This window comes from Paraburkholderia diazotrophica, assembly GCF_038900755.1.
Taxonomy (GTDB): domain Bacteria; phylum Pseudomonadota; class Gammaproteobacteria; order Burkholderiales; family Burkholderiaceae; genus Paraburkholderia; species Paraburkholderia diazotrophica_A.
The window spans coordinates 20,775-45,425 of the sequence record NZ_JBBPEN010000012.1; the positions used below are offsets into that span (position 1 = coordinate 20,775).

Annotated in this window: 16 protein-coding genes and 11 pseudogenes; 9 read left to right on the plus strand and 18 right to left on the minus strand. The window is 57.9% G+C overall.

Going from position 1 to position 24,651, the window contains the following annotated elements:
- Positions 1-474 precede the first annotated feature (474 nt).
- Entirely contained in the window at positions 475-1,626 is a 1,152-nt protein-coding gene (locus AABE10_RS29485) for a porin (RefSeq protein ID WP_342936720.1), read from the plus strand.
- A 110-nt stretch (positions 1,627-1,736) separates the two neighbouring features.
- Here AABE10_RS29485 and AABE10_RS29490 read toward each other — a convergent pair.
- Positions 1,737-2,046, minus strand: a pseudogene (locus AABE10_RS29490) (transposase); the annotation flags it as partial.
- Positions 2,047-2,155: 109 nt separating this feature from the next.
- A complete protein-coding gene (locus tag AABE10_RS29495) occupies positions 2,156-2,332 on the minus strand; it encodes a hypothetical protein (RefSeq protein WP_342936721.1) in 177 nt (58 codons plus the stop codon).
- 368 nt (positions 2,333-2,700) lie between these two features.
- Here AABE10_RS29495 and AABE10_RS29500 point away from each other — a divergent pair.
- Positions 2,701-3,630, plus strand: a pseudogene (locus tag AABE10_RS29500) (IS5 family transposase); the annotation flags it as partial.
- Between the two features lie 39 nt (positions 3,631-3,669).
- Here AABE10_RS29500 and AABE10_RS29505 read toward each other — a convergent pair.
- Positions 3,670-3,900, minus strand: a pseudogene (locus AABE10_RS29505) (transposase domain-containing protein); the annotation flags it as partial.
- Positions 3,901-4,036: 136 nt separating this feature from the next.
- Here AABE10_RS29505 and AABE10_RS29510 point away from each other — a divergent pair.
- The 4 genes and pseudogenes from AABE10_RS29510 to AABE10_RS29525 form a co-directional block, all read left to right on the plus strand.
- The gene (locus AABE10_RS29510) at positions 4,037-5,254 is read left to right on the plus strand and encodes a site-specific integrase (protein WP_342936722.1); all 1,218 of its coding nucleotides are present in this window, start codon (positions 4,037-4,039) and stop codon (positions 5,252-5,254) included.
- 458 nt (positions 5,255-5,712) lie between these two features.
- Positions 5,713-7,280: pseudogene (locus AABE10_RS29515) on the plus strand (IS3 family transposase).
- A 96-nt stretch (positions 7,281-7,376) separates the two neighbouring features.
- Positions 7,377-8,045: a tyrosine-type recombinase/integrase gene (locus AABE10_RS29520; protein WP_342936723.1), complete on the plus strand. Its 669-nt coding sequence runs from the start codon at positions 7,377-7,379 to the stop codon at positions 8,043-8,045.
- A pseudogene (locus AABE10_RS29525) lies at positions 8,029-8,676 on the plus strand (tyrosine-type recombinase/integrase); the annotation flags it as partial. The gene AABE10_RS29520 and the pseudogene AABE10_RS29525, both read left to right, overlap by 17 nt.
- A 168-nt stretch (positions 8,677-8,844) precedes the next feature.
- On the opposite strand, the gene AABE10_RS29530 reads toward AABE10_RS29525, so the two are convergent.
- Genes AABE10_RS29530 through AABE10_RS29540 form a run of 3 tightly spaced genes read right to left on the minus strand, consistent with a single transcriptional unit; the run spans position 8,845 to position 12,019 of the window.
- Positions 8,845-9,843 (minus strand): site-specific integrase, encoded by a 999-nt coding sequence (locus tag AABE10_RS29530; protein WP_342936724.1) that lies wholly within the window; start codon positions 9,841-9,843, stop codon positions 8,845-8,847.
- Positions 9,840-10,784, minus strand: coding sequence for a tyrosine-type recombinase/integrase (locus AABE10_RS29535; RefSeq protein ID WP_342936725.1), 945 nt, complete (start codon positions 10,782-10,784; stop codon positions 9,840-9,842). The genes AABE10_RS29530 and AABE10_RS29535 overlap by 4 nt, the downstream gene beginning before the upstream one ends.
- Positions 10,781-12,019 (minus strand): site-specific integrase, encoded by a 1,239-nt coding sequence (locus AABE10_RS29540; protein ID WP_342936726.1) that lies wholly within the window; start codon positions 12,017-12,019, stop codon positions 10,781-10,783. Before AABE10_RS29540 ends, AABE10_RS29535 begins: the two co-directional genes overlap by 4 nt.
- Before the next feature lie 168 nt (positions 12,020-12,187).
- On the opposite strand from AABE10_RS29540, the pseudogene AABE10_RS29545 reads away from it, so the two are divergent.
- Positions 12,188-12,394 (plus strand): annotated as a pseudogene (locus tag AABE10_RS29545) (integrase); the annotation flags it as partial.
- Between the two features lie 450 nt (positions 12,395-12,844).
- Here AABE10_RS29545 and AABE10_RS29550 read toward each other — a convergent pair.
- From AABE10_RS29550 to AABE10_RS29590, 9 genes and pseudogenes are all read right to left on the minus strand, one after another.
- Complete coding sequence (locus AABE10_RS29550; protein ID WP_342936727.1) at positions 12,845-14,065, minus strand: IS91 family transposase; 1,221 nt, start codon at positions 14,063-14,065, stop codon at positions 12,845-12,847.
- Positions 14,066-14,073: 8 nt separating this feature from the next.
- Positions 14,074-14,562, minus strand: coding sequence for a tyrosine-type recombinase/integrase (locus AABE10_RS29555; protein ID WP_342936791.1), 489 nt, complete (start codon positions 14,560-14,562; stop codon positions 14,074-14,076).
- A gap of 19 nt (positions 14,563-14,581) precedes the next feature.
- Positions 14,582-15,574: a tyrosine-type recombinase/integrase gene (locus AABE10_RS29560; RefSeq protein WP_342936728.1), complete on the minus strand. Its 993-nt coding sequence runs from the start codon at positions 15,572-15,574 to the stop codon at positions 14,582-14,584.
- 1 nt (position 15,575) lies between these two features.
- Positions 15,576-16,511, minus strand: coding sequence for a tyrosine-type recombinase/integrase (locus AABE10_RS29565; RefSeq protein ID WP_342936729.1), 936 nt, complete (start codon positions 16,509-16,511; stop codon positions 15,576-15,578).
- The gene (locus tag AABE10_RS29570) at positions 16,508-17,752 is read right to left on the minus strand and encodes a tyrosine-type recombinase/integrase (RefSeq protein ID WP_342936730.1); all 1,245 of its coding nucleotides are present in this window, start codon (positions 17,750-17,752) and stop codon (positions 16,508-16,510) included. Before AABE10_RS29570 ends, AABE10_RS29565 begins: the two co-directional genes overlap by 4 nt.
- A 105-nt stretch (positions 17,753-17,857) precedes the next feature.
- Entirely contained in the window at positions 17,858-18,391 is a 534-nt protein-coding gene (locus AABE10_RS29575) for a tyrosine-type recombinase/integrase (protein ID WP_342936731.1), read from the minus strand.
- Positions 18,392-18,592: 201 nt separating this feature from the next.
- Positions 18,593-19,586, minus strand: a pseudogene (locus AABE10_RS29580) (IS66 family transposase); the annotation flags it as partial.
- 32 nt (positions 19,587-19,618) lie between these two features.
- Complete coding sequence (gene tnpB, locus AABE10_RS29585) at positions 19,619-19,921, minus strand: IS66 family insertion sequence element accessory protein TnpB (RefSeq protein ID WP_342936732.1); 303 nt, start codon at positions 19,919-19,921, stop codon at positions 19,619-19,621.
- A complete protein-coding gene (locus tag AABE10_RS29590; protein WP_342936733.1) occupies positions 19,897-20,412 on the minus strand; it encodes a transposase in 516 nt (171 codons plus the stop codon). The genes tnpB and AABE10_RS29590 overlap by 25 nt, the downstream gene beginning before the upstream one ends.
- A gap of 93 nt (positions 20,413-20,505) precedes the next feature.
- Between AABE10_RS29590 and AABE10_RS29595 the strand changes: the two are divergent.
- Positions 20,506-20,918: pseudogene (locus tag AABE10_RS29595) on the plus strand (IS5/IS1182 family transposase); the annotation flags it as partial.
- Between the two features lie 257 nt (positions 20,919-21,175).
- On the opposite strand, the gene AABE10_RS29600 reads toward AABE10_RS29595, so the two are convergent.
- From AABE10_RS29600 to AABE10_RS29610, 3 genes and pseudogenes are all read right to left on the minus strand, one after another.
- Positions 21,176-22,309 (minus strand): NAD/NADP-dependent octopine/nopaline dehydrogenase family protein, encoded by a 1,134-nt coding sequence (locus tag AABE10_RS29600; RefSeq protein ID WP_342936734.1) that lies wholly within the window; start codon positions 22,307-22,309, stop codon positions 21,176-21,178.
- 372 nt (positions 22,310-22,681) lie between these two features.
- Positions 22,682-23,229 (minus strand): annotated as a pseudogene (locus AABE10_RS29605) (IS256 family transposase); the annotation flags it as partial.
- A gap of 111 nt (positions 23,230-23,340) precedes the next feature.
- Positions 23,341-23,640: pseudogene (locus AABE10_RS29610) on the minus strand (transposase); the annotation flags it as partial.
- On the opposite strand from AABE10_RS29610, the pseudogene AABE10_RS36490 reads away from it, so the two are divergent.
- Positions 23,634-24,018, plus strand: a pseudogene (locus tag AABE10_RS36490) (hypothetical protein); the annotation flags it as partial. The pseudogenes AABE10_RS29610 and AABE10_RS36490 sit on opposite strands and share 7 nt — an antisense overlap.
- Positions 24,019-24,651 lie beyond the last annotated feature (633 nt).

Here is a 24,651-nt window from a genome sequence, read left to right on the forward strand (position 1 = left end):
ATTGCAGGGAAGCCGGCGGAAAGCCTACGCACGGAAGCATTGGATGAATGGCGTTGACATTGCGCCCCACCCTTCGCAGGACCAGATGCGAAATGGCCTCTAGACCGGGCAGCTCGATGCGGCATTGGCGTGGGGCCGACACTAATTTCGGATTCTTGAATCCTGCCCTGCCCCTGATTTCAGTTTCGTTAGGCTTCCAAATTAGCACAACACCGTCACCTTCGGTTCCCAGCGTCGGGATCGGCGTGATAAAGCGTCGAGGAAGCCCGTCCGAAGCAAGCAACGGTTCGATCGGTAATCCTCCGCAAACGACAGCACGTATGACCGGAGTGAGAAAAGCACTTCACTTTCGACATTTACAGGAGGTAATCGACGTCGACTTTCCTGAATGAAGAGAAGCGAAAAGCCCGCCTTCCCGATCATGGTTGGCAAAATGAAGCACTCAGATCCATAATATAAGGTTTGGAGACCTTAATGAAAACAAAACTTCTTGCAGCTTTTGTGATGACGGCGAGCGCGGCTCCCGCAATGGCCCAAAGTACCGTGACACTCTACGGTCTGATCGATGAAGGCATTAACTACACAAACAACGTCGGTGGCAAAAAGCTATTTGAGCTCCAGAGCGGGACCGCTCAAGGGAGTCGTTGGGGATTAAAAGGAGCGGAAGATCTCGGCGGCGGTCTCAAGGCAGTTTTCCAGCTGGAGAACGGCTTCAATGTCAATAATGGCAAGCTCGGTCAAGGTGGTTTGATGTTTGGGCGACTGGCATGGGTCGGCGTCGCATCGGACCGTTACGGGACGGTTACTCTCGGTCGACAGTACGACTCCATCGTCGGCTACCTTGCTCAAACCACCGCAAATGGTGCGTGGGCTGGCGCCGTGTTCGCCCATCCATACGATAACGACAATACGGACCTTACGTTCCGCGTTAACAACACCATCAAGTATACGAGTCCAAAGATCGGCGGACTTACATTTGGAGGCACTTATAGTTTCAGTAACGATACCAACTTCGCCAATAATCGTGCTTACAGCATGGGCGTCGAGTACAGTGCCGGTGGGCTGCTTCTCGAAGCAGCTTATCTACAAGCAAACAACCAGTCGTCCACCGCAGGTGGTGCAATCGGCAACAATCCGGTTGCAGACGAAAACTTCCTCGGTAGCAAGCTGCGCATTTTCGGCGCGGGCGCAACCTACACGTTCGGTTCAGCCAACGTCGGTTTCTCGTATTCGAATACCTTCGTCGCGAATCCAGTGTCTTCGGGTTACGTCGGCACGATTACGCCACCTTCAGGTACGCTTTCTAACCTACGTTACCAGAATTTTGAAATCAACGGTAAGTACCAATTCACCCCGACCTTCTTCGTCGGTGCGATGTATACGTATACCAAGAGTGAGTTTAACGCTACGAGCGGACAGCAAAAGCCAAACTACCAGACGGTCGGCCTCATGGCCGATTACTTGCTGTCAAAGCGCACTGATGTATATGTCCAGAGTGGGTATCAGCATGTTGGTGGCGACCGCACTGGAACTGTACTCGACTATGCCTTTGTGCCGGCAGCAGATGACGTATCGTCGAATCGCAATCAGATAGTTGCACGCGTCGGGTTGCGTCATAAATTCTAAACTGGACAGCTATCGCGTTAATGGGGTTCGTGCGGATCGCGCGAGCGAACCTGTCGGGCTGGCGCTCCAAAGCCAGCCCCTGTTTTTTTACTAACATTCCGAAAGAAACGTCACATGGAGGCATATTCGCATTCGGGCTGGCGAAAGAAGGACTTCATCAATTCGGGCAGCTTTTGAATACGTCATAGACTGCCGATGGCAAGTCCACTTCATCTCGTCCTTGGTCTGTAGATGGCGCTCGGAGACGCTGCGCTTCACATGCGCCCAGGCCTGCTCATCGGGGTACAAATGCGGCGAATGCGTAGGCAGGTAGAACAGTTTGAGCGGGCCGTTCTGGGCTTTCACGAAGTCCTGGATAAGCGTGGCCTTGTGAATCGGACGACCGTCGACCACAAGGAAGATATGTGGACCAGCAGCGCCCGTACCATCGGCGTTGACGTTGATATCCAGTTTGTTGAGGTAGTCTCGCAGCCCCGCCACTGCCCCTGCACTCAAGCTCAGGCGGACCACTGCTACGTATCGCTGACGCCTAAGCCGAGGCAAGGGGCGTCATGTGGAGCATGTTCGACTCCACCGTACAATTAAACGGCGGCTCAATCAGGAAGTTCAGAATCGGCTGCCCGCTCTTGACCCTCGCCGTGATGGCATCGATGTTTGCCACTTCCGCCTCGCTCAGCTTGGGCTTGTTGCCCTGGTCGTCAGTCATACTGCCTCCAATATTCGCTACTCACTCTGCGTAAAAAATTTCCCGTCAAAAGAGCTATTTTCCCTTGGCTAGACTGCCGCAGCAAAGCGGCGGCGTAAGTAGGCACGCAGCGCGTCGGCCGTCGACGCATCGGCATCCTTACCGGCGTCAAACCAAACATCGGCGTATGCCTCCGCCCGTACGTCGTTGACACCCTCGGTATTGGCGAACACGCGGGCAATACGTCTCGCGTCATCGATGCTCTGTAGTCGGCCCTGAGAAACTCGAAGCGCCTTGCGCAGCAAGGGTGTGAAGCTGATAGTTGTTGATGCATTTGCAGGAACCTGGCAGATTATGGGTTGTGTCCTGCAAATTCCGTCGAGGTCTGGATGGGTCCGAAGACAGCGGTGAGCGAAGGCGATTTGTTCCAGCATCCTCTGCGCGAGCAGATCAACCTGAAGCATCCGCTGGTGCGTCTGGCCGATCTGATCAACTGGGGTGGATTGAATGCGTCGATGAGCGCGAGCTTCGTCTCACGCAAGGGTCGACCGGCCACCTCACCGAGGCTGATTGCTGGCTTGTTGTATCTCCAGCATGCGTTCGAGCTGTCGGATGAGGAGGTGGTCTGGCAATGGGTGGAAAACCCGTACTGGCAGGTCTTCACCGGCGAAATATTTTTACAGACCGAGCCGCCGATCGATCCGTCGAGCCTGACGCGCTGGCGCAAGCGCCTGGGTGAAGCCGGAGTTGAGGAGTTGCTGGCCGAGACGATCGAAGCGGCAAAGCGCGCGGGCGTGATCAAGGCGTCAAGCGCAAAGTGTGTAATTGTCGACACGACGGTCATGCAAAAGGCGATCGCCCATCCAACCGATTTGCGCCTGCTCGAGCGGTGTCGCGAACATCTGGTGAAGGCTGCGGCACGACTCGGATTGAAGCTGCGGCAGAACTACAATCGCGAGGCGCCACACCTAGCGCGTCAGATTGGCCGCTACGCTCACGCGAAGCAGTACAAGCGTATGAGGAAGGCATTGCGTTCGCTACGCTCGCGCGCTGGACGCGTGATGCGCGATGTAGAGCGGCAGATCGACCAGGTCGTGGACTCGAACCGCGCGACCCTGCAGGAGCTGATTGAGCGCACGAAGCGGATTCTGTCGCAGAAGCCGAAGGACAAAAACAAGCTACGCCCTACATGCACCAGAGGTTGAATGTCTGGCGAAGGGCAAGGTGCGCACACCCTACGAGTTCGGCGCACGACGACCCACAAGGAAAGACTAGTGGTTGATAGTAAGCGATCCATTATCGCCGTCCCTCTGAGTGGTGGACAGGCGCGTTGATTCGTGGAGTGGATATGCTGCGAATCAGTTCCGGGGGGCCGGCATCCGCCAAGGCACGAGCGCCTCGTAGTCGTCCGCGGTCTTTGCCAGAGGCAGGCGCTCGAACAGCCAGGTCAGGTAACGGTATGGATCGATACCGTTGGCCTTGCATGTTTCAACGAGACTAAATAGATTTGCGCTGGCATGTGCGCCGGCAACCGTATCTGCGAACAGGAAGCCCTTGCGTGCAACGACAAACGGGCGAATGGAATTTTCAAAGAAATTATGCCGACTGCCCGATTATGCCGCGTCGTGCATGCGCGTGGCGGTGGGGATGGCCTTTCATGATCGCTGTATCGGCATAAACGTATGATTTCTCAGGCTGGCTATCGCGCTGGCCAGGAGAGATCAGATGAAGGCGATACGTACGGTCAGCGAATCCGGCGGGCTGCCGGCCCATTACATCGATGCATTTCTTGATCGTCTACGGGTGGCACACAATTCCGAGGTAACGCTTCGCAAGAAACGAAGGGTCCTGTATGCGTTCTCTGGGTGGATGAAGAACAGGAACATCGACCTGTCTGTCACGGCTCGTTTTATGAAGCGCATGATCGACGCATCACGAGACCGCGTCCAGCGTGCGAGACCCACATTACGGCAGTTTCTCGCCTATCTGCGCGCCGAAACCATTGTGTGTCCGCCGACGTTGGGCAGCCAGCCCGCGATCGCGCACATTTATGGCCGATACTTGGACTATCTGAAGCAGGATCGTGGACTCGCGAAGAACTCTCTGCTCGTCTACGGCCCGTTCATTCGCGACTTTCTCAACAGCCACGCGGCCGGCGACGGAAGTTTATTGCCAGATGCATTTGACGCGGTAACGATCCGGAATCATCTTCTTGCCCGCAGCAAAGGTCGATCGGCGGAGTACACGCGGCTGATGGCAGTTGCGCTTCGCTCGTTCTGCCATTTCCTCTTTCTGCGCGGCGATACGGCCCGAGATCTGTATGAGTCAGTGCCCTCGGTTCGTAAGTGGCGACAGTCGACTATGCCGACGTTCCTCACGCCTGAGCAGCAAGAAGCTCTCATTGCATCTGCAGACCGGTCGACTCGGACTGGGCGCCGTGACTATGCAATCCTGCTGTTGTTGGCGCGGCTCGGCTTACGTGCCGGAGAAATCGTCGCAATCGAGCTCGACGACATTCACTGGGGTTCGGGGGAACTCGTCGTTCATGGCAAGGGGCAGATGGTCGAGCACGTCCCGCTGCCATCGGAGGTCGGAGAAGCGATCGCAACATATCTCCGCGATGGTCGCGGAGCGAGTGCATCGCGGCGCGTCTTCCTTCGCAGATTGGCACCTCGGGTTGGTTTGGCGGGGCCGGCGGCGATTGGCAAGATTGTTTGTCAGGCCTTCGCACGTGCCGGTTTCCGCCCCGCGTGCCGGGGCGCCGCACATCTGTTCCGTCACGGTCTGGCGACGACGATGATTCGCCACGGGGCCTCGATGGCAGAAATAGCCGGGGTCTTGCGACACCGCTCACAAGACAGTACCGCGATCTGCGCAAAGGTCGCGTTTGAGGACCTGCGTGGGATCGCCCGCTCGTGGCCCACGGCGGGAGGTGCGATATGACTGCGATCCGCGAATCTCTCGCTCGGTACGTAGCGGTCCGCCGTGCTCTCGGGGCGTCGTTCTATGAACCTGCATTGGCACTCGGCCATTTCGTTGATCTTCTGGAACATGAAGGTGCTGAGTTCATTACCACCGATCTGGCTCTGCGCTGGGCGACGACTCCCGTACTCGTCGAACGTGCCACGTGGGGGCGTCGCCTCTCCCAAGTCAGAAGATTCGCCAGATGGATGAACGTCATTGACAGTCGAAACCAGATTCATCCAGTAGGACTCCTGACTGCTTGAAGACGGCGCAATGCCCCGCATATTTCCCCCCGAGGCAAAATAGTTGTCGCCCGAATAGAACTTGAATCTTTCCTGATTTCAAGTCTTGTAGATGGTGGTGGTAGGCTGGCGCCGAAGGCGCCGGCCCCCGCGCCGCCAGTTTTCAAAGCAAGGGGGCGATGATGAGAGAACAAGTTGGCTCGATACGGACAAGTCTTTAAGAACAGAGCGGTGGCGCGGTTGCTGCCGCCGGAGAGTGCCCCGCTGGAATTGGTGGCCAGGGAGATTGGCGTGGGCGTAGATACGCTGGAGCGCTGGCGCAGTGAAGAGCTGGCCAAGCCTGCACGCGAGTGCGACTGGACGGCTGCGGCACGCCTGGAGGCTGTGATCATCACGGCAGCGATGGACGAGTCAGCCCGCAGCGCCTAGTGCCGCGAACACGGCGTGTACCCACAGCAACTCCAGCAATGGCGCGACAGCGCAACGCAGGCGCTTGCCGAGCCCACGCACAAGCGCGCCAGTGCGCAGCAGACCAAGGAAGACCGCCGGCGCATCAAGGAGCTCGAGCGAGAACTGCGGCGAAAGGACAAGGCCCTGGCTGAGACAGCAGCGTTGCTGGTGCTGTCAAAAAAAGTCTCGGCGATCTTCAACAAGGACAAAGGCGAGGACGAATGATCGGGCTCGAAGATCGCCAGACGCTGGCCCGGGACATCGAAGCGGCGCGGCAGGACGGCGCGCGGCTGCAACAGGCCTGTGAGGTCGCTGGCATCGACCAGCGCAGCCTGCAGCGCTGGAAGGCCAGCGATGGGCTCGTATCGGGTGATGGCAGGCCCGCTGCAGTGCGGCCGACGCCGGCCCATGCACTGACGCCAGCGGAGCGCGAGCGAATCCTGCAAGTGGCCAACGAACCTCGCTTTGCCGACATGCCCCCGGCGCGCATCGTCCCCATGCTGGCCGACGAAGGCGTGTACCTGGCCAGCGAATTGAGCTTCCAGCGTGTGTTGCGCGCGCATGGACAGAACCAGCACCGGGGCCGCGCCAGGGCACCGCGCAAGAGCCGTCCACCGACGACGCATATCGCCACGGCCCCGCGCCAGTTGTGGTGCTGGGACATGACGTATTTGCCCGCCGAAATCGTTGGCCGCTGGTTCAACCTGTACCTGATTATGGACGTGTACAGTCGCAAGATCGTGGGCTTTGAAGTGCACGACAGTGACGATTCGGACCATGCGGCGCACCTGGTCAAGCGCACTGCGCTGGCCGAGGGCATCCACGCCATGGCGACCAGGCCAGTGCTGCACGGCGATAACGGCTCGACCCTGAAAGCCACGACCGTCCTGGCGATGTTGAACTGGCTTGGCGTCAAGCCGTCGTACTCGCGTCCGCGCGTGAGCGATGACAACGCGTATGTCGAAAGCCTGTTCCGGACGGCCAAGTACAGGCCAGAATTCCCTGACACGGGCTTTGCGAACCTGGAGGAGGCTCGCGCCTGGGCTTCGCGCTTCGTGCAATGGTATAACCATGATCACCGACACAGTGGCATCCGTTACGTGAGCCCCGCACAGCGTCACGCAGGTGAAGACGCTGCGATCCTCGCCGCTCGTCACGAGGTATATCTCCAGGCTCGCGCGCGCAATCCGCAGCGCTGGTCGGGTGCCACGCGCGACTGGACTCCTATCGGTGCAGTGACTCTAAACCCCGAACGCGATGCCATCGTCAAGACGCATTCTGGCAGCATCGATATACAGCAATTGGCTGCATGACCGAGGCGACAACTAGCTTGACTCGCGCCGATTTACACTGAGCAGGAAATTGACCTGCTCATGACGCAGGCCGCTCAACTGCGCTCGCGAACCGGCATGCGAGCACTGACCTATTCGACGCTCATAGGGCTTCTTGTAGCGACGAGCCTCAGGCCAGGCGAAGCGCTTCGACTCGACCGGTCCGATGTTGACCTCGTGAGCGGGATACTCTCCATCCGGGAGTCGAAGTTCGGCAAGTCTCGCTTTGTTCCTGTGCAAGAGTCGACCCGGTTGGCACTCGAACACTATGCCCAGAAGCGCGATAAAGTCTATCCTTTACGATCGAGCGAGGCGTTCCTGGTTAGTGAGCGCGGCAACCGCCTGAAGGCCTGCACTGTGCGAAGCATGTTCGTCAGAATGTCGCGCGCGATCGGTCTGCGATCGGCGACAGAGGATGGGCGCGATGGTTACGGCCCGCGCCTCCAGGACTTCCGGCATAGCTTCGCGACTGGACGGCTGGTCGAGTGGTATCGCGCCGGTCTGGACGTAAGTCGGGAATTGCCGAAACTTGCCGCCTACCTCGGGCATGTCAACATCGGTCTTACGTACTGGTACATCGAAGCGGTTCCGAGCTGCTTGAACTCGCGGCAGCCTATCTCGACAAGACCTGTCCCGGGGAACGGCCGTGAGCGCCGCCCGCCTCCCATCCCTCGTTCAGCGGTTTTTTACCCAGCGCCTGCTCGAACAGCAAGGTCTGAGTTCGCATACGGTGGCAAGTTACCGTGACACGTTCCGGCTGCTGCTAGCGTTCGCCACGAAGCATATAGGGCGCGCGCCGTCAAAGCTGCGAATCGAGGACTTCGACGTGTCGTTGATCGAGGAATTCCTACAGCACCTCGAACGCGGCAGAGGCAATTCGGTGCGAACACGCAACACGCGGCTTGCTGCCGTGCATGCCTTCTTCCGGTTCGTCGCGGTCAGCGAGCCTGCGTTGTTTCTGCAGTGTCAGCGCATTCTTGCAATTCCATCTAAGCGCTGCGAGCACGGCCCTGTTGAGTTTCTGACCGAGAGCGAGGCCGCCGCTCTGGTAGGGGCGCCTGACGTACGAACGTGGATCGGCAACCGCGACCGGACGCTGCTTCTTGTAGCGGTTCGAACGGGTCTGCGCAACAGCGAATTGACCACTCTTCGGCGCCAGGATGTGATGCTCGGCACAGGCGCCCACGTCCGTTGCCTTGGCAAAGGCAGAAAGATGAGATGCACTCCGCTGCGACCGGATGTCGTTGCCGTCCTGAAATCATGGCTGTTGTATCAACCAGGCGAACCAGGTGATCCGGTCTTCCCCAGTTCGCGCGGTGGTCATCTCAGTGCCGATGCTCTTCAGCGACTCGTGTCGCGCAACGCCGAAATCGCGCGTCTCTCGTGCCCCTCGCTGAAGAAAAAATCAATAACACCTCACACGCTTCGGCACTATCTACCCTCCCTGATTATGTCGGGTGACGTGATTGAAGGTCCGCGATCGTTCGAAAATGGCTGCTGGCAGAGCAGACAGGCTCAGTTGGTCGCCCGACATAATTTTGTGACCCTACAGACTGTTCAGGAAGCTCAGGAGCTGGTCTGCCGGCCGGTAGCGTCCTGGCTTGCCGCGTGGCGGCGATGTCTTCTCAAGGGCTTGCTCCTTCATCGCAAGCGTCGCTTCGAGATAGATCTGCGTGGTTTCTACAGATTCATGTCCGAGCCACAACGCGATCACAGATCGATCAATGCCTGCTTGCAGAAGATCCATGGCCATCGTGTGCCTCAAACGGTGGACAGTGACCCGCTTCTGCTTCAATGAGGGGCAAACTTTGCACGCCGTCTCGCGATGTTTGTTTAGCAGGTATTGCACGCCATGAACGCTGAGTCGTTCGCCCCGCTCGCTGGGAAACAGTACTTTTCCATTACCGCGTTGCGGTTCTCGCAGCCACGCTTTCAATACGGCGAGTGTGGATCTGGCGATGGGTGTACAGCGCTCTTTTCGACCTTTTCCGATTACACGAACGTGAGCGCCGGCACCGAGGATCAGGTCCTCGCGATTGAGCCCGGTCATCTCGGACAGGCGCAGGCCAGTTTGTACTGCAACCAATAGAAAGGCGTGGTCACGCCGGCCAGACCAAGTACGTTGATCGGGGGCGGCAAGCAAAGCGTCGACTTCGGGACGGGTAAGGAATTGGACCAGCGCACGGGTGAAGCGTTTGTTGGGAATGGCAAGCACCCGTTGGATCTCGGCAGAATGAGCCGGTGCTTCCAGAGCGGCGTAGTGAAAGAAGGAATGGATTGCCGCGAGGCGCAGATTGCGAGTGCGAACGCTAACGCCCTGGCACTTCTCAAGCTCGTCAAGGAACGCGACAATCAGGGGAGCATCGATTTCCTCGAAGTTCAGCCGAGACGGTGGCTTATGCAGGCGCGCCTGCACGAACTTCAGAAATTGACGAAAGGTATCGCGATAGGAACTAATGGTGTGAGGGCTCGCCTGGCGTTCCTGCATCAGACGCTGCGTGAAGAATCGCTCGAGTAGCGGAGCAAAGGTGGCGGAAGTAGTCATGGCCGGTCCCCCCAGCGCTGTTCGAGGCGGCGCATCGCCTCACGCATCAGTTCGGGCGAGCCGCTCAAATACCACTGCGTATCCTCGATGTGGACATGGCCGAGGTAGGCCGACAGGATTGGCAAACGGCGCTCGGAATCCTGGCCCGACTGGTACCAGTGTACAAGTGTGTTCGTCGCAAATACGTGCCTCATGTCATGCAGACGCGGGCCGTGACTGTCGGATGCACTGCGCAAGCCAATCTGCCGCGACAACGCATAGAAAGCGCGGTGAATCTGTCCGCAGTCCATCCGGTTTCCCCAGCTCGAAACGAACAGGTAGGAAGACACTGGCCGCCCCACCCAATGATGCTCGCGTCGTGCGATATAGTCCGCGAGCACCTTGCAGGTCGAGGCATGCAAAGGAACGAACCTCGACTTGCCCAGCTTCGCTCCACGGATCGTCAGTATCCCCGCCGTCAGATCCACGTCCTGTATCTCAAGATTGCGCGCCTCACCCAGACGCATGCCCGATACGCTCAGTAATCCGAACAGGCAATGATAAGTCAACGGCAGCAGTGCTCCTCGTTCATAGCGGTATGGCATCCGAAGCGCAGCCCGCAATAGTGCGCGGATCTCGTTGGCCGAGTAAAGGTATGGTCGGGCCCGCTTCGGTTGAAACGGTAACAAGCCCGGCGCTGGTATCTCGGTGCGGAGATCGGTGGCACTGCGATGGCGCGCAAACTGGCGTACATAGCCCAGTCGTCGCGCCCATTGCGCGGGTTGAACATTCGATGGCTGTCGAGCCCAGGCGAGAGCCAACGCTTGGGTAACGTATGAAGCACGATGCCGCTCCATGAACGCGACGAAATCCGGCAATACCTTGCCTGCTTCCTTCAGCTTGAATCCTAAGCTGCGCCTCAGATTGAGGTAATCCTGAACGGCCTGCCGAAGCGTATTCATCGTACACCTCCCGGCCAGGGCAAAGCGAGTGTGCGCAATGCCTTGATGTCGACCTTGGAATATATCTTCGTGGTCTGTGGATGACGATGACCCAACACCTCGCCGATCTCGCTGAGGGAAGCTCCATGGCTCAACATCTGGGTGGCCAGGCCGTGGCGGAACTGATGGGCACCCATGGTGGGCGCGTCGATGCCAGCGCGCTGAAGCGAATGCCGGACGAGAGAGCCAACGCCACTTTGTCCACGAAAGCCTGTGATGGGCGCCTTCGCACGTAAAAAGACGCGACGACTAGCGCCATGAGGACGTCCATGCTGCAAATACGCTGCGATCGCCTTGCCGACGTCCGCGGGTAACGGTAGCTCGCTGCGTTGGCCACTCTTGCCGCGTACGCTCACCTGGCCCGCGCCCCAGTCGATATCATCAAGCTCAAGAAAGGCGACCTCACCAGAGCGCAATCCCAGTCGCGCCAGGAGAAGCAAGATGGCGTAGTCGCGACGACCGACTGCAGTTCGTCGATCGATGCTAGCCAGCAACTGGCGCGTCTGGTCAGCAGAAATCGCGCGAGGAATTGACGGCATCGACCAGTTGGCGACGACTGGAACGGCAGCCGCCAGGTCGAGCGCAACGTCGCCGCGATAGCGCACGTAGCGCAGAAAAGATCGCAGGGCGGTGGTCATGAGCTTCGCGCGCCGCAAATGCAAACGTGGTGCGTTAAGCTGCACAAAACCCACGACATCTGCGGCACGTAATCGCGAAAGCGTGACCTTCCCATCACCGAAGCAATAGCGGAGAAAATCTCGTACGAATGGCACGTAGTTAATGACCGTTGCCACGGCGAGAGCCTGTGCGTCGCGCAAGTACTCCGCGTATGCCTGTGCACAGATCTCAACCGGCGGCACCCGACGTGTGGCTGTCTTCTCGACAGGAATCACACTCTCGCTCCGCATAAAATCGATGAGATGCCTGAGTGCCGCTCGATCCCCAAGGTAAGGTCGGACATGCCGGGCTCGATAGCGCAAATACCGTCTCGCATGGTCGAAGCAAATGTCCTGCACGCTGACACCTGTCTGCTTAAGCCATCGACTAAAGCATGCGGCGATTCGTACCTGCTGCTTCATGGACTTCGCGCTGTATCCTTGAGCGCTGATCGCATTCGCAAAGGATATCAAATGGTCAGCCAGCGGGCCTTCTGGCGCTCGCGACAGAGTGACCTGATCATGAATGGCGTACTTCACGATGGACTCCTTCCCCAACGCGGGGACCGGATGGAAGGAGTCAAAGATTATCTCTCTCCCGCGTCATGCATTTACCCGGAAAAACAGGTCATAACGCGACTACAAGACATAATCAGGCACGGCATATAGTGCCGGTTATATCGTTGGGTAGATTAGAGACACACGGCCGCGATGAGCCTGATGCATCACGGCGTCGACCTAACCGTGATCGCGCTCTGGCTCGATCACGAGTCCTCCGAGACTACTCCTCAGATCTACTTGCACGCCGACATGCAACTCAAGGAACGCGCGCTGGCGCACGCCACGGCGAGCGGCGTCGCGCCGACACGCTACAAACCTCCAGATCCGTTGCTCGCCTTCCTGGAGGCTCTCTGATAATGCCGACAATCCGAGCGACCGGGAACAGAGATCCGCCCAACCGTTGTGTGCGTGGATTCATGACGCGGCATAATCGGGCAGTCGGCATAAGGCAGAGGATTTTTTGTTTAGCGGTCGCGGCCTCAGATGCATGAGTCGGGCCGGCGAAATCGGTCCGCGAGCGGTAAATAAAAAATCGTTTGTGCTAAACCGCTCCGCAGGCGTTCGCTTCTATGGGCATTGAATGAACGGCGCGGTGATTTGGAATATCCGACGCGTGGCCATCGCACGCCGGAAGCAGGCGGTCTGACGCAACCGGTCGGGCGAACACAGTGAGAATGGGCGGTCAGCGGGCAGATAGTGCAGAGTTTCGGGACATTGGGATGGTGCGAAGACGGCAAGGCACGAGTCGCTTCGCGTTGGCCGCATGGGGAAGACCAACGTGGTCGGGGATGGCGCGGGCTCTGCTCAGTGCACATGGCTCAAATCCGGTGGCGCCCGCGGCAGGATGCCAGGCGTGTCGTCAGGCAGCGCGCCTTCGATGCGGACCATGTGGCCCTTGCCGCACATCGGGCAGTCACGCAGTGACCTGCCGGTGAGCCGCTGGTAACGGTCACGGTAGTCTTCCCCGATGGCGGGTGACCCAGTGGCGGGCGGCCCCGCACCGAGCAGCCGCCGGCAGGTGGCGAGCCGCGCCGCCCGGTGGCAGTTGGCGAGCCACCCGTAGCTGCGGATGCGCTTGAAACCGACGGGCAGCACGTGCAGCAGGAAGCGGCGGATGAACTCGTTGGCCGTGAGCGTCATGGTGCTGTGACGGGCTTCGTGCCGGTAGTCCTTCCACCGGAACAGCACGGAATCGCCATCAAGGCGCAGCAGCCGGTCGTTCGAGATGGCGACTCGATGGGTGTAGCGGCCCAGGTAGTCAAGCACCTGGGCGGCGCCACCAAACGGTGGCTTCGCGTAGACGACCCACTCCGCGTGAGCGGCGGGCGCGAGCCAGGCGGCGAAGGCTCGCGGATCGCGCAATGGCTCGAGCTGGCCATGGAAGCGTAGCCCGCCGGTGTCGAACGCGCGGCGCAGCTGCTCGAGGAACACGCGGCGAAACAGGCGCGAGAGGACTCGAACGGGCAGGAAGAAGCCGGGCCGGCAGGCGATCCAGCGCTCGCCATGCGGGGCAATGCCGCCGCCCGGTACGACACAATGCACGTGTGGATGGTGCAGCAGATTCTGCCCCCAAGTGTGCAGGACCGATAGGAAGCCGATCTCCGCGCCGAGATGTTTCGGATCGGCGGCGATCGTGCGCAGTGTTTCGGCGCTGGTGCGAAACAGCATGTCGTAGAGCACGCGTTTGTTCTGGTACGCGAGTGCCGCAACGGGTTCTGGCAGCGTGAAGACCACATGAAAGTACTCCACCTCGGGAAGCAGTTCGGCGCGCCGGCGTTCGAGCCATTGCACACGGGCGAGTGACTGGCACTTCGGGCAGGCGCGATGCCGGCACGAGTTGTAGGTGATGCGCTGATGTCCACATGTATCGCACTGCTCAACATGTCCGCCGAGTGCGGCGGTGCGGCACAGTTCGATGGCGCTCATCGCGCGCCGCTGGGCACGACTGAGGGCGTCGGCATGCGTCTGCCGGTACTGCGGGCCGCAGCGGCGGAAGATGTCCGCCACCTCGAGCGCCGGTCTCATCGCCAAGTTCAGAAGTACTCGGGCGCAGCGGGTGCAGACGGAATGGGTTCAGGGCGCGGAAGAAGGTCGAGGGGACTGGTGGTGGCGCACACAGTGCTCGTGGCCACTTTAAGGTAACGCGAAGTTGTGGACAGGGACCTATGGCCCATGAGCAGCTGGATCCTGCGCACGTCGGTACCGGCTTCCAGCAGATGCGTGGCGAACGCGTGTCTCAAAGAATGCGGTGTTATTGGCTTCTGGATCCCGCTGCGCTTACGTGCAAGCTGGCATGCCTGGCCTACGGCATCGCGGCTGATGGGTTGTCCGGGAATGTTGCCCGGAAACAGCCACTCGCGCGGGTGGGCGTCGTGCCAGTACGTTCGCAGGATCTCGAGCAGCCGCGGCGAGAGCATCACGTACCGGTCCTTGCGATTAAATGTTTTGCCGAAACTTATGTTGCCGCGAAGATTGGAATGCCATTCTGGCGGTACCCGCTTTCGATACGCGGCAACATTAATTTCGTCTGCTTATCGATCGTCAGAGGGCTTTCAGGAAACTCATGAGGCCAGCATCAGTATGCCAAGGCCTGGTCCTCGTCTCCTTCGGTAGATCGCACAGGGCAAGCGCTTTAGCCTTCATTTTCAGGTCGACCTCCGCATAGATATGGGTGGTATCCAAGGAGACATGCCCTAACCATGCCCGAATGGTGTTGATGTCCACGCCCGAACGAAGCAAATGGACGGCACAGGTGTGTCTCAGGCAATGGGGGCTGATGGTCTTTGACATCAGCGACGGCAAAGTCTGACTAGCTTGGGCAACCGTTCGACGCACGACGGCATAGATACCAAACCGTGTCAGCGGTTGATTGAGCCGGTTAAGAAACACGAATTCTCCGCACGCGCGTCCGGCAACAAGCGGCTTTAGAACGTCCGCGGTTCGAGGCCAGATGGGGCACCAGCGCATCTTACCCTTGCCGACCAGGCGTACCGCAGGAGAGGTTCCCCATTTGATATCGTTCAATGACAGATGAGCAGCCTCGTCAGCTCTCGCTCCAGTGTTATAGAGGAACAGCAACAAGGCGTGGTCCCGCATTCCCAATGCCGTTTGCAAGTCAGGCGTGTGCAGTAATGCCTCCATTTCCGGCTTGTCGAGGTACGTCAGAGTTGATGACGCGGTCTTCTTGAAAGGAACGCCACGTAATGCTGCACACCACGCCACATGCTCCGGGCTATGCATACCGATGAACTTCGCAAGCGAATGGATCGTCGCCAGACGCAGATTGCGCGTGGCGCCGCTGCAGCGACGTTCCTTCTCCAGATACCGCAAAAACGAGCGCACACTGGCTGGCGAGAGATCATCGATCGAAAGGCGATCGACTGGCTTCCCCAGTGCCTTGCTCAGGAACGGAAGCAGAAGGACCAGCGTATCGCGATAACTGAGTTGGGTATTGCGCGCGAGATTGCGCTCTGTGGCGACGTGTTCCAGGAGGAACCTGCGTATCCATGGTCCAATCGAGTTATTGTCACGCATCTCACACCTCCGATTGCGCGTAGCGATCAAAGCGCAAACTGGCTTCCCGCAGCAGTTCTGGCGTCATGCTGAGGTACTGCTGCGTGGACCTCAAGTCAACATGCCCCAGGTAAGTGGCCAATTGCGGCAACAGGCGTTGTACCTCGGCGCCGACGCGATACCACGCGATGACCCGATGAACCGCGCTGGCGTGTCGGATGTCGTGAATACGAGGCTGATAACGCGCCGTAGACTCGCGCTGAATCTGTGCAGCTCGGCGAAGCCGGCAAAACAGCTTATTCACACGCTTGTAATTCAGGTGAAGGCCAGTACGCGTAGCAAGAAACGCTGAGTTGTCACCATCTGGCATGGGGAGCTGACGACAACGTGACAGATATTCGCTCAAAACGGTTGCCAACCGTGGGCCGATGGGAATCACACGTGTCTTAAAGAACTTAGCATCTCGAACCGTTATCGTGTTGCTCGTCAAGTCGACATCCCGCAGGGTGATCGATAGCGCCTCGCCAATGCGCATTCCCGTCCCATAAAGAAGCAGGAGCAAGCTACGCATGGTTTGAGCCAACATTGGAGACAACTGTGTTTGCAGTATTTCAGTTGCAGCCACTAACCGCTTTAGCTCATCAACTGTATATATGTATGGGACAAACGACGGTGGATGCCTCGGGGTATCCGCAGGAAGCGGAGACCTCTTCGCAAAACCGCGTCCAATTGCATAACGGTAGAGGCCATCCACGACCCTGTAGCATTCCAACCAGCGATTGGTTACCGGTCCAGTGCCGGTGATAAATGCCAGGACTGCGCCTGGCCTGACGTCCTCGATGTCTATATCACCCATGGCGCGGCAATAGGCACGGAGTACGGCGGATTGTGATCGATAGCGCATACCCAATGAAGCCTTGAACGCGATGTAGGTCTCGACGAGTTCTTGAAGTCTCATGCCAGCTCTCCCAAATCGAAGGCCGCCACTTCACGCAAACCGGGCAGATTAACCTTCGCGTACGTGCGGGTCGACGCGGTGCGGCGATGTCCAAGATGATCGCCAATCTCCTTGAGGGTCAACCCTTCTGTAACCAACCGGGTTCCGCATGCATGCCTCAAACAGTGTGGGCCGTAGTGGGAGGACTGGATATTCAACGACTTCAGTCTGTAGGAGACTATATCGTAGAGACCGCTCAGCGAAAGCGGACGAAACGGCGACACGAGAGTCAGGAATACCTCTCGATGTTTGTCATTCCGGCGGACTGATCGCAGATAGCGAACAATGGCGTTGCCGACTGAAGGCAGAAGCGGGTATACCTGCGCCTTACCCCTTTTTGCGCGATGGATATTCAGTTGATCATGCTGCCAATCGATATCCTCGAGGCGAAGATTCGCCACTTCGCTCTCACGCAATGCATAAATCGCAAACAGCATCAGGATCGCTCTGTCACGTACGTCGGCGGGACGAAGTGTATTCAAAGTGGCGAGAAGCCGTTGTACATCTGGCCACGATGGTCCCGTTGGCAATCCCTCCAATGCATAAATCCGGGGCCTCGGAATGGCGTTTGCCAGATGCGCCTCGCACCACCCTTGCTGGCCACCGAAGCGAAAGAACGCCCGCAGGGCGTCCACCGTATTGCTCACGGTAACGCGCGACCACCCGCGGTCCCTCCCGAAAGCAAGGTAGCCATCGATATCCGTGGCCTGAACGCGCGATAGTGGTCGACCGAGGGGACCGTACCACTTCAAGAACTGCCTGACGTTTCGGCCGAATCGGTCAATCGTGGCGTCGCTGAGTCCGCGCTCCTGCCTTGCCCAGTCGGCATATTCGTCCAGCCGCGAGCCGAACGGTATGTGTTCGATAGGTTCACGCAGGCTGCCGAGGAATCGAAGCCATGTGCAGGCGTTGGCGATCAACCTCCTTCGTGTAGTGGGTAAGTCGAGCCGAGGACCACTTGCGCGCTCGCGATCGATGCGACCGACAACGAGTGATCGTACTTGATCGACAGTGACACGCAGGTTATTACGGTGCTGGAGCCTTTGTGCGATCCAAAGCAGGTCATGGGCTTTACGTCGTACTGACCAATAAGAGTCACCCCGATGCACGCAGTAATTCAGATAGCGAATCCGTTCTTCGGCAAAAGGCGCCGTCGAGTGACGGGCTACCGCTGACGCACGCTTGAAAAGTTGGTCAAACATGGTCGAACCTCCGTCGGAACATGAGATGCTCCTCCAGTCAACGACCAAAAGTTATGTGTTGTCAATGCAAGGCAAAAGCAGCGTTCACGGCACACTTCGGCGGATTCACAACATGAGTTTCGGCAAAACATTTGGCCGCAAATGTCCTCGCGAACATTTGTGGCCCTTGCCCTGGTTCACACGGATGACCATGCGCTTGCTGTCGATGTCGGTGACCTTCAGGTGGACGACTTCCGACACCCGCAGGCCGGCTGCGTAGGCAAGCATCAGAATGGCCCGGTGCTTCAGGCTGGGAATGGAGTCGAAGAAGGTGGTGATCTCCTCGAGGCTCAGGACGACCGGTAGTCTGAACGGCTTCTTCGGCAGCGGGAAATCCTCGTCGCTCCAGTCACGTTTGAGCGTCACCCGGTAGAGGAAACGCAGTGCGCCGATCGTTGCGCCGAGACTGGCGGGCGCCAGCTTGCGTTCTTCGCGGAGGTAGACGAGCCAGGCGCGGATCTCCTCGGGTCCTAGCAGTTCGGGCGAGCGGCGGAAGTGCCGGGCGAAACTGGATACCTGAATCAGATAGGACTTCTGTGTATTATCCGCAAGGTTGCGGATCTGCATGTCATGCAGCATGCGTTGGCGGAGCAGTGTCATGGCGGACCTCCAGGAGACAGGGGATGGCATGCCCGGTCGGGCACCTCAATGCTGCTCCTGGCCGCCTGCTCGTCCTTTCCTCGTGGCCCGGCATCCGATAACCGTCCTGGCCGAACGCTAGGCACTGACCTCCGCTTCCCTCCCACTACCGCGTCAGCGGTTTAGTACATAGCTTGTCATGCCGCTAGCGGCATGAAGCCAATTGTTCGATGCCGGCCAGTCGCCGTTCTCGAGGTAACGCACAAGCTTCGGCCACTGCTCACGTAGATAGGTCAGTGCCCTGCCGAGCAGGCTCTGGGGCAGCACTCCCGGAGACTGCTCGATCATGAGATCCTTGATGGCCTGGAGTACGCGGACGCTATAGCGTTGCCGCAGGCGCTGACGCCGCCCTGCATTCCACGTTTTACTGCATGCCTCGGCGGCAAACAACTTGCCAAACAGTTTGATGAAGCGTGTTGCGAGCAGATCTGGCGTACGTGCTGCCTTGGGAACATTTTCCTCTGCCTTGACGAAGTAACGTCTCGCGCGACGAGTTATCGCCTCCGAAGCGGCGAAGCAGACCAGCCTGGCGATACAACGGCATGCCAAACTGGAATTTTCCCGCCGCGATCCAGGCAAGCGCTGATTCGGTCAGTAGTCCTCGTGGGATGATGCGCGACGGCGCCGGCGTGACCTTGATGCCCAGATCACAGCACGGGCAGGCATACTTGACGCGCTGGTGCTGGATCACGCGCAACTGCTCGGGAATCACGTCGAGTTGTTCGCTGATTTCCACGCCGAACTCGACCAGCGCATGGCCGTCGTTGCTGCAGAAACGCTCGGCTTCCGGAAGCTCGTGCCGCCGGATCTCGCGGGGCAGACTGGGGTCAAGCGGCTTGCGGTGGCCGCGCTTTTTGCGTGTATGCGCACCGACCTTCGTTTCGGGTGTATCTTCCTAGGCGGGTGCCGCATTCGCGCCAAGCGCCTCAGCTTCGTTGAACAACCCGAACTGTTCCGAGTCCCGTACTTCGCTCTTTGCGCCAAACAGCTCACGCCGGTAGGCACGAAGCCGTTCCTCGGCCAGGTCGCGCTCCGCGCTCACCAGACGCAGCATGCTGCGGGTTTCTTCGTGCTCGCGTTCAAGGGTGGCATACGCCTCGCGCATGGCGAGTAATGCACTGAGTTCCTCGGCGGAGATCGTGATCTGGGCGGGCATGCCGGATTAGACCACGCATGCCGGCCCCATGTTCAGCTTACGCGTAAATATTCCTGCCGCGGGTGTGGAGTCAATGCCACGACTTCGGTCTTCCTGTCGGGCCAGATAAAACGGCTTGTTTCAAGGCGTTTTGTCATCAACCAGAAACCGCATCCATCCAAGCCGATAATCTTGACCCTGTCACGACGGCGGTTTCCGAAGATATAAAGAGAGGAATCCATCGGGTTCAGATGCATGACCTGCTCGACGAGAATCGAGAGGCTGTTCATGCCGTAGCGGAAATCGACAGGATCGCGATGCAAGTACACCTTCAGGTTTTCGTCGAACCGGAACACGGCATCCTCCCCAGAATCTGGACCAGGGTGGTCAGTTCGTCGATGGTCGCGATGGCTTTGCCCATCTCGAGCTCGACACCGTTGGCCAGTCGCACATGCAGCGCGAGCGCCATGGACGAAGGCGGCGGTGTCGGCACCGGCGCAGTCGGTATCGAAACGACCGGCACGAACGCGGCAAGTGCAGCAGCGGTGGCGACGAGCTCACGCGAATCCGACTGGTTGATGGCCACGCCATCAACCTCATCCGGCGCGGCGGTGTCATCACCGGCGTGCTGTATTGGCAAGATGCCTTGCTCGCGCTCCATCAAGAACTTCGTGATCCACTTGCGCAACAGGTTGGCATTGACTCCGTGCTCCTGCGCCAACCGGGCCACGGATACGCCCGGCTGCAACGCCGCCTCGATCAGTACCCGCTTGCTCTTCTCGTCGTAGCGCCGACGGCCGTCGGCACTCTTGCGAACTACTTTTAACTCTGAGTCTTTGTCGGCCATAGGTGTCCACCTTCAACGGTAGGTGGACACTTATGCTCCCCGCTCAGAGCACTGTTGGAGACGTCGATAATGGATCGCTTACGATTGATATATCGCTCGATGCCAGGCAATCCGTACGATGGGCACACGCTGGCTGAAGCGCTAGAGCAGGCGGCAATCCTGTGCGACGCTACGCCGGAGGTCGCCATCGTCGACCGTGGCTACAAGGGTGTCGCCGTCGATGGTGTGAAGATCTACCACCGGGGCCTGCGGCGGGGCATCACGCGAGGATTACGCGCGATGATCAGACGGGGCGCAGCGCGATCGAGCCAGCCATTGGCCACATGAAGACAGATGGAAAACTCGACCGCAACTGGCTCAAAGGTGCGCTCGGCGACGCGATGCATGCGGTGCTGTGCGGCGCCGGCCACAACCTGCGCATGATCCTCAGAAAACTCCGGCTTTTTTACGCCCTCATTCTGATCGCCTTGCGCAACCGCTCGCCCACTGTCGTCTTCACGGCATGATGGCCGCGCCGCGCAAAATGAATTATTCAGATCCGACTCTTTGTTCGGTGTGCTGAAATCACAGCTTACGATCAATATGAGGTACGTCGCTGGCAGGGCTGGCGCCTTCGCTTTGAACGCGCTGATTGAGTACGCCAGGTTCGTTTGGTCATCGTCTGGTTTCTGTTGTCGGCATTATGCCTGGTCTCAGAGACCAGTCGCGCCACTTATGCCACTGCCCGAATTTCCAACGCAAACCTCTCTTGGCGTTGATGGATTTAATCGACGATACCGGAGCGATCTATGAATTCAGTCGCTTCTAATGGAAATCGGAAGGTCGCGTTATCGACAAACTGCAAAAGCTCCGCCTTCGTCATGTGAGCTACGCCGAGGCGATTCAGATTACGGCCACTTTGAAAATAGTTGACTCCGTTGATGGACGAGGCTATTTCCACCACAGCTTTAATTGTCGGAGACTCTATTCCCAACCTGGTACCGAGTTCGTGCCACGGGACCAAGATATATGGCACATCTTCGCATATATACCTATTTTTCATATGGGTAGGTGTTTTAACTTTCGCCGAGTTATGAACTTTAGATTGAAAAGCGAACTCCGAGAAACTGGCACAATCTCCACCGTAAAAGCCAATCATTTCTTCTAGGACTGTCTGTAGCCGAAAGCCGAGGGCTTCCCCGATTCTCAGGCGTTCATGGTCCAAATCCTCGACCACTCTTCCGACGGAAGGTGAGATCCCGTCACGGTAAAAGAAAAAATCTCCTTTCGTGCTTTCTATCCATCCTGTATTTAAAATACCCCCAACAGGATGGATGACGCCATTATTCGACTGCATTCCAATTGCGAAAATGTTATCCCACCACACGAGTTTTTTTGGAAATATTTCAGTAATTTGCAACAACTGTTTTTCCTCCATAGAATTTGAAAACGCAGCAATTGGCAAATTATTCTTGATGCCTGTGATCCGAATTTCCCCGTCTCTAACTGATGACGCATAGGGAGAAGCGTTGGTCTCCAAAATTGCTTGCGGGTTCAACTCTTTCGAACCCATCGGCGCAAAGAAATTGGCATTGTTGACTATAATGACATGACGACTCAAATCGAATCGTTTAAGATTTTGAATGAGGCCCTCCTGCGCATACGCCGGAATAGCAACCACAAGAAAGCGCGAAAACTCAACAGCCTCGGCAATATTAGTGGTTACGGTTGGATAAAACTCCCCTGTGATCGCCATGCTAGCGATCAAGCTACCTTTCGCTCGGATCGAGTCAATATTATGGCGATGATCGGGATGTCCGTAAAGGAGGACTTCGAATCCACGACTAGCCAAATCGGCCGCGAACGCGCATCCACAATTACCGGCGCCGATGATTGAAACTGGAAATCTTAATGACATAGCTTCTCCGCTCAAAGAAACAATACTTTTCTGTGACGCCGCCATATGGCGGTGTAATGCACAGTTGAACGCCGTTCGGTAGTCTGCGTCGGCAAATGGCCGTATGCAACAAACGCGCCAATCGCGCAAGAAAGAAGAAGGCGCGATACATCGCCAAAACGGAGCATGTCGCAAATATGAAAGACCACCATCTTCAATCGGTTTCGAGTTCGCAAGGTGCTCGTGCGGCAAATGCGTTCAACCGCCGCCGACAAGTCATCTATGCGGAAAGGCTAGACCAAACTTTGAGCAACTGAAACATTGCTGAGCAAGAAGTGGCGCGACTTCGCGCCATTTCTTCGACGTCTCTCCACCTGGCGCAGCCTGCAGCGTTGCCCGTACGGACTTTGCCAGGAGATTGCATAACGCCAGCCAGAGCAGCTCCGAGGCGGTATCGTCGTTGGGGAAGTGCCCGCGAGTCTTGATGATCTTGCGCAGCTGCATGTTCAGACTCGATGGTATTCGTGGCGTAGACTGTAGACGACGCGGCGTATCTCTGGCGGGAACACGAAGAACGGCGTGACGTTCTCCCACGCACGCTGCCAGGACTGCACGATAGTTGGATGCTTCGTTTCCCATGGCCCTTCAGCGAAGACCTGCAGCGCTTGCCTGGCAGCCTGTTCGCTCACTGCGGCGTAGATCCGACGCAGCGCCGCGGCGACGACCTTGCGGTCCTTGTAGCTCGCGTACTCCAGGCTATTGCGGATCAGGTGCACGATGCATGTCTGCACGGCCGTTTGGGGATAGGCCGCACCAATCGCCCCGGCCAGTCACTTCAGCCCGTCGACCACGGCAATCAGGATGTCCTGGCAATCACGCGTCTTCAGTTCATTGCAGTAGCCCAGATGCATGTTCATCTCGGCGCCCATGGCGCGCTCGATGACGGCCTTGTTGAAAGCCAGCATCAGGTCCCGGACCTCAGCAGGCGACATCGGCCCCTTGACCAGTTGAGCCTGTCCGCATTTTCGTGTGCGAGGCGTTTAAAAAAGATTTCATCCACGCGCGAGCGTAAAGCGCTCGCCAAACAGGATAGCAAACTGGTTCATCGCGGACTTCCAGTCAAACGTTGCCCGTACGGACTTTGCCAGCACATTGCGTAGCGCCAGCCAGAGCAGTTTGATGGCGGCCTCATCGTTGGGGAAGTGCCCGCGAGTCTTGATGATCTTGCGCAACTGCATGTTCAAACTCTCGATGGCATTTGTGGTGTAGACGACGCCGCGTATCTCCGGCGGGAACACGAAGAACGGCGTGACGTTCTCCCACGCACGCTGCCAGGACTGCACGCATGCTGGCGTACAACGTCGAACTGCAACTGCGCGAGGCACTCAAGCCGCTCCTGCGTGACAATCAAGAACTGCAGGGGCGACGTGATCAGCCCGCTGACCTGGTGATGCCAACGCCGCGCTCGGAGACCGCCAATGCTATAGCCGCGCGCCATCGTACCGATAATCACCTGCCGGTGCACAGCTTGCATTCGTTGCCATAAGATCTCGCCACGTTGCCTATCACATCACGTCCACACCCTTCAATCCGCAGGTCAGGATCACCACCACCACCCCGTCCCACGCCCGTTACAGGCCAAAACCGTTGCGCCACTCGGCATCGATCCCAGCTGTTCCCAGAAGCGAACCCCTCTCTCTAGAAAATCTCCCAAGGCTTCAGATGGTTAATTCGGTGACCGGATCAGAGTGCTGTTTGCGACAAGCCACGCACCGTTTGTCGGGAATTCGACGTCGCGGATGTCCGCCGACGCGATTCCGCGAAACCGTCAAAAGCTCCGATTTACCCGGGATTTCGGGTGCTCAGGCCTACATGGTGCGAAATATGCATACGGATGATCCACGCATATCCGCTTCGGCTGCGCACGATTCGACGAATCGAAACAGTATGGAATCCGAAAGATGATGATTTTGTAGCTCGATATGCCACTGTTATTCGATCTGCCATATTTTGTTGACCTCCAACTTCTCGTGATGCTATTCAACGATCTCCTTTCTTATTCGCCCGATGCCGTGTCCATCGCCATTAAAGAGCCGGATCCTACAGCTAGGACCTCGTCCGGTAGAGGGAGCGCTGCACGAAGCTCTCATGCGAAGCCGAGCCGAGAACTGCCCTCCGTTCCCCTAAAATTGCTAACCCAGTATTGTAGCTGGGTATGCGCCGCTTAACCTTTGTCACTACACGCATCGAGTATGCGCTCAATCTTAATGTCTATTTCGGAATAAAAGTGAACTTTTCTTAATTTTGTGCCCAACTAAACTCTGTTTTTTGCAGTTTCATGCTCTAACTATCGTACGTCATGG